The organism is Phycicoccus flavus, from assembly GCF_004025965.2.
In the GTDB taxonomy this organism is placed as follows: domain Bacteria; phylum Actinomycetota; class Actinomycetes; order Actinomycetales; family Dermatophilaceae; genus Phycicoccus; species Phycicoccus flavus.
The window spans coordinates 1-11,639 of record NZ_SAYU02000095.1; the positions used below are offsets into that span (position 1 = coordinate 1).

The window sequence follows — 11,639 nt, forward strand, 5'->3', positions numbered from 1 at the left end:
CGCCCCGCCAGGGCCGTGACGGACCGGCATGGCGTGTCAGACGCGGGGTCGCTCGCACGGTCTCGGTGAGCGCGAAGCGGCTGAGTAGTTCCTGCCGATTTGATACAGAACCCGTCCGACTGCTGGCCTGGGGCCTGACTGAATACTGCCTCCGAGGAAGCCCATTTCCGTGGCCCGCGTGGTGACAGAGCAGACCGAGGTGGCTCCATGACCGAGCCATGGCAGTAGCCGGTCGCGGACCTCAGCAGCTCCTAGGGGTGTCTCATTGAGGCTGGAGCGGACGGACCGGGGTCGCATATCTCCCGGAGGGCTGCAGCGCTCGATGCCCTCGTCTCAGGACCCGGGTGCGGGCGCCGCTTCGTGGCCGTGCTGGCGGGTCGGCGAGACCGGCCTCGCGAACCGCGTGGTCACCGGCCAGCTGCAGCATGGCGCGCCAGCGACGATGCGTCAGCGGGGTCGCGTAGCTGACCGCTCCGAATAGCCCGGTGAGGCAGGCGAGCCAGGGCAGACCCTGCTCCACGGCTTGGACGACCGCGATGACGATGACCACCACTCTGAGCCGCCACGTCAGCGCGACCACAGGGAGGCGCAGGAACGGCCCCGCGACGCCAAGGATGATGGCTCGCAGCAGCAGCCAAGGGAATGACCAGACGGTGATCGCCACGTCGTGGCCCGCCCATCCGTCGCGGACCAGGCCGGCCGGGCGGCCGATCATCGCGGCGACCTGCGTCTGGGTCAGCCGGCTCTCATCTAGCGCGTCAAGGACGCCGCCGGCGACAACGACGGTGCGCTGGCCGACGGCTTCGGCCACGGTGCGACGGTCGGAAGGGCTCACCCACACGTGCACCAGTGGCGGACCCAGATAGCTCTGAGAGAGGAGGGTGAGGGCGGCCCTCATCGAGTCCCGTTCGGCGGCGTGGAGAGGGCGGGCGCGTAGCACCACTCGGAGGACCAGCGACTCCCCTCGGCCCGACAGGCACAGCCCTCCCGCAACCAGGCCGACCGCGAACGGCGCGAGTCCCCAGGGCGCCGGCAGCAGAGCGCCAGCCATCAACGTCAGCACGGTGCTGACCATCAGGCCCGGGCCAACCGCCAACCCCTTCCAGATCCACCGGCTCATCAGAGGCCCTCTCGTCTCGCTCGGTTCGCTCTGACGGGCCTGACACATGGCGTCGTGACTCCTGAACCGAGGGTCGCCGCTTACGGCGATCGAGACCAGTGTCCACAGGGCTCTGACGCCGACCCGGTCGTCCCCAGATCACGGCAGGGACGGTCATCAGCACTCCGCGGACTGGCTCGATGGAGTGGGACCCGGCTGAGAGGGAACGTGCATGAACCGCCCGGACACATCCATGACCGCGACCCAGACCTGGCGAGCAGTGGTCGTGCTGCTGTACCAGGCATCCGACGCGGGCATGCGCCGCGCCGAGACCGACCGGGCGACGCACTCCCCGGCCCTGTGGGCGGACCTCATCGCGTCAGCAGCGCAGCAGCTTCTTCCTTCGAGTCAGGGTGAGTCGCTCGATGAAGTCGAGCTCCCCGAAGGCTTGGAGGAGCGCGACTTCGCGAGCCTGGTAGTGGCGGCAACGGAGCTCACCCAGTCGCAGCACCTGGAGGACTTTCCGCCCGGGGCATCGGGACTGATTGGTGAGATCGCACGGCTGGCCGACGAGGTATCGCCGTGAGCGACCTTTCGGTGCAGATCGTCGGGGACGGTCGTAGTGTTGCTGAGCTCCTGCTGAACGCGGACACCCGCGCCCGATCCGCCCTGTGGTACGTCGGTCCCGACCACGCCCAGTCCAGGCTCCGCACATGGGGTGAGGTCATCGAGGCGGCCGCGTCCGCCTGGGCCGCGATCCCCGACCCGGACCGTGACCCCGTCATGCAACAGATCAACGCCCGGGCACGCCAACGGAACCCACGCTACCCTTGCGCCTTGGCCACCGGCCGTCGAATCCCGCTCCCGGATTCAGTGCGGACCGTTCTTCTTGGGCAGTGCAACGGAATCATCGGCGCCACACGCAACGCCGCCTCCGCCGTCACCGCAGCTGACACGTCAGCTTGTCGAATCATTGGGGGACTAGGGCGACGTGACTCTAGCGCCGTTGCCCGAAGAGACCTGGGAGACGTCGGTATGTCTGTGGTGGGGAGATCACTGGGAATGCCTGGTGGATCTGTGGACACGGGGGGAGGGGCGCAGCGGCTTGGTCCTGGAGCTCGGCGTCCTTAAAGGAGACGACGTCTTTGAGTACGTCATCCATTTCGTGTTCGTGCCATAAATGATAACGACTGGGCTATTGCGCGCGCCCGTCTTGCAGCGGAATGCGGCACCTTCTGAAATTCGTGACAGAGGACCATCGAACTCTCATGGGTCAACACAACAGCGAAGGGCGCCCGGGTAGTTCATGAGCAGGTTGGCACTAAGCCAATTGTAGGCACCGAGCCCGGAGTGGTCGCACCCGGGGTGCTGTCGCTACGCGCTGATCGGCACGAGGTTGTGTACGAACTCTCGTACGTCACGTGCGTCTAGATTGAGGTCGCTGGCAGCGTCCTTGATCGTCAGCCGAGCCGCCCGGCCGTACATAACCTTCCGCAGCAGCTGTGACGTCTCCGGCACGATGCCACCCGGTTCCGTGGTGCGGTAGCCCTGGTCGGACAGGGAGATGCACATCGACCGGTACTGCCACGGTGTGAGCAGTTCCAGCTCGTGCAGCCGGTGCGTCATAGCCATAGCGGACACCTTCCAGAACGACCGCGCCACCAGAATCCGCTCTAGGCCGGCGCCGCGCATCGAGTGGGTCAGCACGGCGCTGCGGGGCATCAGGAAGTTGGCCGCGAACGCGTTGGCTTCGGCCTCGCGCACTTTTGAAGTGCTCGGTTCCATCTCGTCCTCGCCGTGCAGCACCAAGTGGCCTAATTCGTGGGCAGCATCGAAGCGCTGGCGCTCGGCCGACTTAGCGGTGTTGAGGAAGACGAACGGGACGGCGTCGCGCCAGAAGCAGAAGGCGTCGATGTCGCTGTACTCGTGGCGCAGCGCCGCGATGCGCACGCCCTTCGACTCCAGGAGGTGGAGCAGGTTGGGAATCGGGCGGTCGCCCAAGTTCCAGCGGTGTCGGACGAGGTCGGCGGCCTGCCCAGGCTCAAGTTTGTCGAGTGACGGGATGTCGGGATCGGGCAGATTGAATCGTTGCTCGATGGCATCGAAGAAGGCGAGCGTCAGTGCGGCGTTGGCGAGTACGGCGTCACGGCGGGTCGCCGTCGTCTTGCTGAGTTTGCGAAAGCTGGCAGCGGCTACCGGCACGGGCTCAATCGAGTCACCCTCGAAGAACGCGCGACTCACTGACAGCGCTAGGGCGAGCTTGGCCAGGCTTTCTTCGCTGGGCGGCTGCCGGTCGTTCTCGTAGTTGGTGAGCGAGCGCAGCGAGACTCCGCTCTGCTCTGCGAGCTTCGTGAGCGTCAGTCCAAGCCGTTGGCGCGCCAAGCGTAGGCGAGATGCGTTGAACATGTCGCGGGTCTTGAGCAGTCGTGTGACGAGGTCAGCGAGGCTCGACGGGAACGTCGACATCGCCGTCGCCATCGTCGGGCTGGTCGAAGACCGACAGGTCACCATCCAGCTCAAGGAACGGCAGGGGGATGCGCTCGGCCCAACCGTTGACGATACCGCTGCTGGACATCTCGGCCGGTCGCGAGAACTCCAGATGCAGCCCGCGGTCGGTGCGCTCGTGAAGCAGGAACCACAGGTCGGCACCCAGGGCCGCTTCGACCAGCACGGACTCAATGACGAAATCCTCGTCGTCCTCGAAGAGACTGATCGTGCCGTCGTCGACGTGGTGCAGGGACTGGCGAGTCGACTTGCCCTTGCGGTTGGTGTGCGGCTGGAGGTAGGGCCCGGTCAGCTGGCCGACGCCCGTCGCCGAGGCGATCGTGAAGGAGATCAGGTGATCGGGGTGGAGGAGGCGCAGCTGTCCCTCGACGTAGACCTCGCGCCAGCCGGCACTCGCCAGCATCTGGGAAAGGTTCTCCATGCCGTCAAGGTAGATGTCGGTGCCGCGAGCAGAACGGGGTGCGTGGGCGGTGCGGTTGTTGGCGCGAGAAGCCCCCGGACGCATCGCGGTGTGGACATCAGCCGACGACAGGCCGAAGGCGGCGAGACGCCCCTCGGGATCCGGCCTTGAATCCGGCGAGTTGAATTGGGCGGCCATGGTCTCCCCTTCCTAAGAGTTGCGCGTAAAGCTACCACGATTGTGGTGAAGTCTGGCGCAACCGGGCGACGGCGCGCGCACGGCAACGGATCGGGCACCGGCCCGCTCCGCGAGTTATTCGGTCAGCCAGAGGGTGACCGGTGACCGGAGTGGGGATCCCGCGTGAGAATCGGGGTCCGGCGTTTGCGACGGTCAGGTGGCTGAGCCGACTAGAGCAGGTCGCCGGGCAGCCAGGTCCCGGAGGGCAGGGTTCCTGCGACGCCATGAGGCAGCTGCTTCCACGCCAACTCGTCGGCCCGCTGCTTCAGCGCGGCGTCTGTCTGTTCCTTCGCGTTCTCGACGACGCTGAGCGAGCCGAGGGCGCCGACCCACGGCTCCGACGGGGGCTGGAGGGTGCGCCGTAGCCAGGCGCTCGGGACGGGCACGTACTCGGCGCCGTCGACGTCGGTGACGCGGACGAACGCGCCGAGCTCGCGGCGGCGGTGCTTGCGGACTTGGGCGGCGACGAGGTCGAGGTAGACGAACTTCTCCCACGCGTCCTGGACCGCGGGGTGGGTGAGGGCGAGATGCTCGAGGCAGATTCGGTGGACGAAGTCGTAGGTAGTGCGTCCGGGCTGGACTCCGAGGGTCTCGGTCGGGGCCGCGATGTCGGCCAGCAGCGACGTCGTCCCGCTGAAGATGTCGGTGGCGTGCAGGCCGGTGAGCAGGTGGGTGGCGGTGTCCCAGCGGTGGGCGGCCACGGCCGCGGTGCCGGCGGTGTAGAGCAGCAGGGTGGCCGGCGCCATCGCCAGACGGATCAGGTACGACTTCCCACTCACGTGCGGGTGGACCGCGAGACGTTCGATGTCGTTGGTCCACCACCGGTCTGTCTGTTCGGACCCCCAGTACGCCAGGGTCGCCACGAGCGCAGCGGCTGTGTCGATGTCGGCGAGGAGCACCTGGAGGCGACGGGTGTACTCCGCCTGGACGTCCTGGGATTCCCAGGAGCGGGGGTGGACGGTCTCGGAGCGCTCGACCTTGGCGAGCTCGGCGCGCAGCAGGTCGTGGGCTCGGATCGGAGTGGGTTCGGTGGCCAGCTGACGCTTGGTCAGGCTCACGGCGGCCGCCGCGGTCGCGGGGTGTCGGGTGCCGGCCGCGGCGATGCTGGCCACGGCGTCGGCGACCCGGGTGAAGAAGTCACCGGCGTCGCCCTGGACGACGACGGCGCCTCGGCGGGTGGCGAGGTCGGTGGCGGCCTCCGTCAGCGGGTAGGGGTCGACCCAGAAGCTGGTGAACCGGCGGTTGGGTGTCCGGCTCCACGCCTCGCGCAGTGCGGGGTCGTACTTCGCGGACCAGCCGGCGATGACGAGGCCGTAGTCGTCGAAGAGCCGGTCGAGGAAGGTGTTGACCTCGTCGGGGTAGGTGGCGAGCTCGGCGGGGGTGTTGAGCATCGTCTCGGAGCGGACGTAGTCGCCGTGCAGGTGCACGACCAGGCAGCCGATGGTGTGCAGGGGCGCGAGACCGTGGAGGTCAGCGGGGCTGCTGGCAACGACCGGTTCGATGCCGGCGGCGCGCAGGGCTGTCTCGACGAGGTGGTCGAAGTTCGTGGTCAGCACGACCCGGATGTGCCCCTGAGAGCACAGCCGCGCCAGCGCGTGGTGCGCCGCGGTGGGCTGGCGCGCGTTGTCCGGGTCTTCGGGTGCGGGCTCGAAGTAGCCGCGTAGCAGCTGTTGCCGGGCGAGTGGGGTGGAGGTGAGCTCGTCGAGGAGGGTGTCGTAGCTCGGCTCGGACCCGTAGGTCTCCCGGAACCACGCGAACGGCTCCTCCGGGGCCTGTTCTCGAGCGGCTGCGAGCTTGCTGATCAGGTCCTGCTGGATCTCCCACGCCGCGTAGATCCCGGCAGCGGCTGACGTGCCCGCGCCGAGGAGGGCCACGTAGGCGCCGGGGGAGCTGTGCATCGCGAACGCCAGCGACAGCTCCGGCTCGATCGGGGCCATGGGTCCTCACTCGGGTGGTCGGGCGCGTCGAAGGGGCGCTGGCTGCTAGGGCTCCTCCCAGACCGTAACCGCTACCTGCACCGAGTCGGCGGCGATCGTGGTCGGGACGATCGTGGCGTAGCGGCCGCTCGCCAGCCGGAAGCAGATCCGCTTGTCCTGCAGGTCCCTGCTGCACGGCCTGGACGACCGCGATCACGACGACCACCACTCTCAGCTGCCACGTCAGCGCGACGATTGGGAGGCGCATGAATGGTCGAGTCAGGCAGAGGGCGGTGTGACGCAGCAGTAGCCAGGGCAGAGACCACACGTGATCGCCAGGTCGCAGCGAGTCCACCCGTCGCGGACCAAGCCGGCCGGGCGGCCGATCATCGTGGCGACCTGCGCCGGGGTCAGTCTCCCCTCGTCCAGCTCGTCGAGGACGCCCCCGGCGACCACGACGGTGCGCCGACCGACGGGTTCAGCCACGGTGCGACGGTCGCCGGGGCTCACCCACACCTGGACCAGCGGCGGACCCAGTCGGCGACGGCAGAGCAGCACCAGGACGGGCGCGATGGCGCGCCGGTCGACATCGTCAAGAGGACGCGCGCGAAACACCACTCGCAGAACCAGCCGCTCCGCCGAGCCCGACAGGCACAGACCTCCGGCGGCCAGGCTTACCGCGAACAGCGCGAGCCCTCAGGGCGCCGGCAGCAGAGCACCAGACATCACGGTCAGCACGGCGCTGCCCATCAACTCCGGGCCCACCGCCATGCACCTCCAGATCAGACGACCCATCAGAATCCCCTCCCGTCTTGCTCAGTCCGGTCCCATCTCGCCGGCGCGTGGCGTCGTGACCTTTGGGCCGGCATTCGCCGCTTATGGCGATCGAGACCAGTGTCCACAGGGCGCTGACACCCGCCCGGTCGTCCCCAAATCACGACCGCAACGGTGAGCAGCCGTCCGCGGCCTGGCTCGATGGGCGCGTACCGACCGAGAGGGGAACACCATGGACAGCACCGGCACGTCCACATCCACGTCCGCGGCACAGGCCTGGCGAGCCGTGGTGGCGCTGCTGTACGAGGCATCCGACGCGGGCATGCGCCGCGCCGAGACCGACCGGGCCGCACACTCGCTGGCCCTGTGGGCGGACCTCCTCGGGTCAGCAGCACAGCACCTCCTCCCGGCCGGCCAGAGCGCGTCGCTCGATGACGTCCAGCTCCCGGCAGACCTGGACCGGCGGGACTTCGCGAGCCTGGTGCTGGCGGTCGAGAAGATCACCCGGACGCACGACGCAGAGGCGTTTCCGCCGGAGCATCGCAACTGATCCACGAGATCGCACGCCTGGCCGACGCGGTGCGGCCGTGAGCGACCCCGCGGTGCAGTCCGGTGGAGACGGTCGCAGCGTCGGCGAGCTGCTGCTCAACGCGGACATCCACGCCCGATCCGCCCTGTGGGACGTGGACGCCGAACACGCCAAACCTCGGCTGCGCACGTGGGGCGAGGTCATCGAGGCCGCCGCGCACGCCTGGGCCACGATCCCCGACCCGGCGCGCGATCCCGCCATGCAGCAGATCCATGCCCGGGCGAGCCACCGGAATCCGCACTGGCCCGGAGGGGGAGACGGCGACCCCTTGCTCGAGGAGGTTGCCGTGTCGCTGTCCCGTGTCGCTGAGCTCGTCGGCGGGCGGCGACACCCGACCGCGCCCCTCTCCGACGCCGGCGAGCTCGACGCCGCGGCGGCACGGACCCGGCTGATGCACACGCTTTACGTCGCCTCCCACGCAACGGCACTCGCCCTGACCCACCACGTGCGCGAGCTCGAAGGTCTCCGCTCCCGTGGCCGCACGACATCGCGAGGAGAGTCCGTCACCCACGCCCGAGCCGCGCGGGACCGTGCCACGACGGTGGAACGGATCGCAGGTCACTACCTCGTCGGGAGTTGGCCGACTGCCCTGGACGGGCAACATCGAGACAGCCCCGAGGTGCGCCGCCTCAGCCATGCCGTAGCCCGCTGGGACGTCCAAGCGCACAGGACGCTCGCACGCGCACCGACCACCGCCGACATCGAGACCGTCGTCCAGGTCCAGGTCGAGCTGGCGATCGCCACGAGCGTCATCGCCTCCGCCGCACGGCCGGACATGACCTCAAGCTCCCGGCGGTTCTCCCCTATGACCGCCGAGACCCAGCGAGAGTGGGGTGCGCTCGGTGCGAACCTGCGCCAGCTCCTGGGTCGGGACCGGCAGCGAGAGCGCAAGCTCCTGCTCGCAGCGGGCGAGCTGCGCGCCGCGCTGCACGAGATCACTCACGACGGGGCGGGTCTGGCTGCCCCCGCGGTCATCGCCGCACGGACCAGCCCCGAACGCACGCTGCGGGAACTGCAGCGCTCGACAGCGGCCGCCACAGACATCGCGAACGCAGTCCGCGAGGCACTACAGGAACCCGGTCTCGTTGTGGCCCCGCTTGGCGCTCACGACCTCGCGGTGGCACACCTGGGAGCGGACGTCGAGGTGCCCTGGGTAGACCCCGCGGACCTGGCCACCGGCCGACGGATCGCCCTCCCAGAGTCTGTGCGCACCCTCCTCCTGGAGCAGTCAGAGCGCATCGTTGCTACGACCCGCAGGGCTGACTCGGCACTCGGCTCTCCGCGAAGCAGCACCGATAGCGCAGACCGAGCAACCGGGGAACGGCAGGCATTGTCGGGGCGCCGCCACGACGACCGATTGCCGTCCCCCGCAAGAGGGGTGATGCCGAGTTTCGGCTGCGAACGATGATTCTCAGTCCGGCAAGAGGCTGCTGCCAGGAGGTGTCGGCAAGGCTCGGTCCTTTCCATGAAGACCTCTCCTCCCTGCATCAGAAGAACGTCCTGAACGTTCGGCGCTGGGATACCCTCGAGCAGCTGCGTCTGACCATCGTCACCTGGGTCGAGCGCGGCTACCACCGCCGGCGCCGGGAACGCGCCCTGGGACAGCTCATTCCAATCGAGTTTGAGACCATCAACCGGGCCACTCACGCGGGAGCCTGACCCGGTTTCCCGGACGGTTTCGGTGTGGTGATCATGCCGCGGTGATGGCGGCGGTGTGAAGGGCTTCGTACTCGTGTGGGGAGAGGTAGCCGAGGGTGGAGTGCCGGCGCCGGGGGTTGTACCAGCCTTCGATCCACTCGAAGATCGCGGCGGCCAGCTGCACCCGGGAGGGCCAGGTGCGGCGGTCGAGCAGCTCGCGCTGCATCGTCGACCAGAACGACTCGATCAGGGCGTTGTCCACGCTGGAGGCGACCCTGCCCATCAACCCCAGGAGGCCGGCGTCGCGGAGGCGGTGGCCGAAGACCCAGGAGGTGTACTGGGAGCCGCGGTCGGCGTGCAGGATCGTGCCGGGTGTCGGGCGGCGTTGCCAGCGGGCCATCTCCAGGGCGTCGACGACGAGCTCGGTGCGGATGTGGTCGGCGATCGACCAGCCCACGATCCGCCGGCTGTAGGCGTCGATCACCGCGCAGCAGTACACCCACCCGTCGCTGGCGCGGTGTTGGGTGATGTCGGTGAACCACACCCGGTCGGGGGCGTCGGCGGTGAAGACCCGTTGCACCAGGTCCTCGTGCGTGGCCGGCGCGGGTCGGTGCCCCCGCTTGCGGCGGTGGCACACCCCGACCAGGCCCCGTTCGCGCATTAGCCGGGCCACGCGTTTGCGCCCGCACGCGATGCCGAGCCCGAGCCTGAGCTCGGCGTGCACCCGCGGCGCACCGTAGGTGCCGTGCGAGTCGGTGTGGACGCGCTCGATCGTGACGGCCAGCTCGGCGTCAGCGACCGCCCGCTTCGAGGGCGGCCGGGCCACGGCGTCGTAGTAGCTGGAACGGGCGATGCCCAGCACCTCGCAGGTCACCGCGACGGGATACCCGTCGGCGGCCAGCTCACGGACCAGCGGGGCGCTCATTTTGGGGGCAGCACGTTCTCCTGCGCGAAGTACGCCGAGGCCCGCTTGAGGATCTCGATCTCCATCGCCTGCCGGCGGTTCTCACGCCGCAACCGGACCAGCTCCTCATGCTCGCTCGAGGTCAGGCCCTCACGCCGGCCGGCCTCGACGTCGTCCTTGGCCATCCACCGGCGCAGACACGACTCGCTGATCCCCAGGTCCTTGGCGATCGTCGCGACCGACGCACCCGGCACCCGGGTCAGCTCGACCGCCCGACGACGGAACTCCAACGGCTTCGGTGCAGGCATCCAGACTCCTCTCCGAGACGATCATCGCCTCAGCTCAGGTGTCCGGAAAAGCGGGTCAAGCTCCGGCTCCTGTCGGGCTGCGGCCCGCCGGTCACCGTGACGAGTCGTGGCTCAAGAAGGGACTGCCCTGCTCGTAGTAGCACTGCCCACCTCGCCGACCTGTTCGGTCCGATCGAGGCGGGAGCACGCGCGTGGAGAGAGTCAACATCGGGGTCGATCCCCGCAACCTGCCGGCGACGATCGAGGTCGTCGATGACCAGGAGCACGCGCTCGGCGGTGGCCGGTTCACCACCGACAAGCCCGGCTATGCCGCGATGGTCAGGTACGCCAAGACCTGGCCGGAGCGGGGCTAGGCGGTCGAAGGCGCCAAGGGTGTGGGGAGGCCGCTGGCGCAACGGCTACTCGAGGCCGGCGAGAGGGTCGTCGAGGTGCCCGCGAAGCTGGCCGCGCGGGTGCGGCTGTTCGACACCGGGCATAACCGCAAGACCGACGCCCACGACGCGCCGGCGGCCACGACCTTCTCTATGGGGCGGCCCGCAAGTCGATGGCCGTGGTGCTGGCGGTCCAAGGGCTGCGGGCCACCAGCCAGGGTGGGCACGTCGCCGTCCAGGACGCGGTCGCGGCACAGCTGGGCCGCAGCGGCACCGTGGTGCGGAGGTTCGGCCGGATGCGCCGAACACGCAACGACGCCGACTACCCGCGGCTGGACAGCCCCGAGCTGAGCGGTGAGGACATCGCCGAGGACCTGCCCAAGGCATCGGCCATCGTCGCCGCGATGGAGCAGCTGCTCCCGCACCTGCAACCCTGGTGACGCACGCCGCGCCGCGTCCCGTTCGATCGAGTTCGCGACGGCTCGTTCCGGCCGGGACGTGGGTGGGCGCTGGCCCAGAAATGGCCCCGAAAAGGCTCGTCGCGATCGGCGAGGCGGCTCTACGTGACAGGAGCCGACCCGCCGCGACAACGAAGCCAGAACTGGGCTGACCTGCTACTTTGACGCGCAGGAGGTGTCGGCCGTGGGCGTGCCGGGTCGGCTCCAGGCGCTTGGCCGGCGGTCTACGGATCAGAAGGTTAGGGGTTCGAATCCCTTCGGGCGCGCAGTGTGATGTCTCAGGACATCGCGGACTCCCCGAACCCTCAGGGTTGGGACTGTCCGCTGAACGGTGTTTCCGGCCTGACACGCCAGCGAGGCTGGCGGGAAGGGTTGGTCACTGATGACCGAGACAATCCCGAGCGTGAGCTCGAAGCCGAAAGAGCCGAAGAAGGAACGAT

The 11,639-nt window shown here is 68.9% G+C and carries 12 protein-coding genes and 1 pseudogene; 7 read left to right on the forward strand and 6 right to left on the reverse strand.

Features of this window, described 5'->3' with window-relative positions; translation table 11 throughout:
• Window positions 1-262: 262 nt before the first annotated feature.
• Window positions 263-1,120, reverse strand: a complete 858-nt coding sequence (locus EPD83_RS18700) for a hypothetical protein (RefSeq protein ID WP_128368506.1) — start codon at window positions 1,118-1,120, stop codon at window positions 263-265.
• A gap of 211 nt (window positions 1,121-1,331) precedes the next feature.
• On the opposite strand from EPD83_RS18700, the gene EPD83_RS18705 reads away from it, so the two are divergent.
• Together EPD83_RS18705 and EPD83_RS21145 are read left to right on the forward strand one after the other, a co-directional pair.
• Window positions 1,332-1,685 carry a hypothetical protein gene (locus EPD83_RS18705; protein ID WP_128368505.1) on the forward strand — a complete coding sequence of 118 codons (354 nt, stop codon included), beginning with the start codon at window positions 1,332-1,334 and terminating at the stop codon, window positions 1,683-1,685.
• Between the two features lie 405 nt (window positions 1,686-2,090).
• On the forward strand, window positions 2,091-2,279 hold the full coding sequence (locus EPD83_RS21145) for a DUF7668 domain-containing protein (RefSeq protein ID WP_456107195.1): 189 nt from the start codon (window positions 2,091-2,093) through the stop codon (window positions 2,277-2,279).
• A 194-nt stretch (window positions 2,280-2,473) separates the two neighbouring features.
• On the opposite strand, the gene EPD83_RS18710 is transcribed toward EPD83_RS21145, so the two are convergent.
• The 3 genes from EPD83_RS18710 to EPD83_RS18720 all read right to left on the reverse strand — a co-directional run bounded on the left by EPD83_RS18710 (window position 2,474) and on the right by EPD83_RS18720 (window position 6,178).
• Window positions 2,474-3,577 carry a helix-turn-helix domain-containing protein gene (locus EPD83_RS18710; RefSeq protein ID WP_235950721.1) on the reverse strand — a complete coding sequence of 368 codons (1,104 nt, stop codon included), beginning with the start codon at window positions 3,575-3,577 and terminating at the stop codon, window positions 2,474-2,476.
• Window positions 3,537-4,202: a hypothetical protein gene (locus tag EPD83_RS18715; protein ID WP_128366561.1), complete on the reverse strand. Its 666-nt coding sequence runs from the start codon at window positions 4,200-4,202 to the stop codon at window positions 3,537-3,539. The genes EPD83_RS18710 and EPD83_RS18715 overlap by 41 nt, the downstream gene beginning before the upstream one ends.
• A 209-nt stretch (window positions 4,203-4,411) precedes the next feature.
• Window positions 4,412-6,178: an SIR2 family protein gene (locus EPD83_RS18720; RefSeq protein ID WP_128366560.1), complete on the reverse strand. Its 1,767-nt coding sequence runs from the start codon at window positions 6,176-6,178 to the stop codon at window positions 4,412-4,414.
• 985 nt (window positions 6,179-7,163) lie between these two features.
• Between EPD83_RS18720 and EPD83_RS18725 the strand changes: the two genes are divergently transcribed.
• The 3 genes and pseudogenes from EPD83_RS18725 to EPD83_RS18735 form a co-directional block, all read left to right on the forward strand.
• Window positions 7,164-7,481 (forward strand): hypothetical protein, encoded by a 318-nt coding sequence (locus EPD83_RS18725; protein WP_128366559.1) that lies wholly within the window; start codon window positions 7,164-7,166, stop codon window positions 7,479-7,481.
• Window positions 7,482-7,518: 37 nt separating this feature from the next.
• The gene (locus EPD83_RS18730; protein WP_128366558.1) at window positions 7,519-8,928 is read left to right on the forward strand and encodes a hypothetical protein; all 1,410 of its coding nucleotides are present in this window, start codon (window positions 7,519-7,521) and stop codon (window positions 8,926-8,928) included.
• Window positions 8,929-9,002: 74 nt separating this feature from the next.
• Window positions 9,003-9,179, forward strand: a pseudogene (locus EPD83_RS18735) (IS3 family transposase); the annotation flags it as partial.
• A 31-nt stretch (window positions 9,180-9,210) separates the two neighbouring features.
• Here the strand turns inward: EPD83_RS18735 and EPD83_RS18740 are convergent.
• Both EPD83_RS18740 and EPD83_RS18745 read right to left on the reverse strand, forming a co-directional pair.
• Entirely contained in the window at window positions 9,211-10,083 is an 873-nt protein-coding gene (locus EPD83_RS18740) for an IS3 family transposase (protein ID WP_128368262.1), read from the reverse strand.
• Entirely contained in the window at window positions 10,080-10,370 is a 291-nt protein-coding gene (locus tag EPD83_RS18745; protein ID WP_128368261.1) for a transposase, read from the reverse strand. The genes EPD83_RS18740 and EPD83_RS18745 overlap by 4 nt, the downstream gene beginning before the upstream one ends.
• Window positions 10,371-10,561: 191 nt before the next feature.
• On the opposite strand from EPD83_RS18745, the gene EPD83_RS20470 reads away from it, so the two are divergent.
• Entirely contained in the window at window positions 10,562-10,723 is a 162-nt protein-coding gene (locus EPD83_RS20470; RefSeq protein WP_205859613.1) for a hypothetical protein, read from the forward strand.
• A 200-nt stretch (window positions 10,724-10,923) separates the two neighbouring features.
• The gene (locus tag EPD83_RS18755; protein ID WP_165566994.1) at window positions 10,924-11,181 is read left to right on the forward strand and encodes a hypothetical protein; all 258 of its coding nucleotides are present in this window, start codon (window positions 10,924-10,926) and stop codon (window positions 11,179-11,181) included.
• Window positions 11,182-11,639 lie beyond the last annotated feature (458 nt).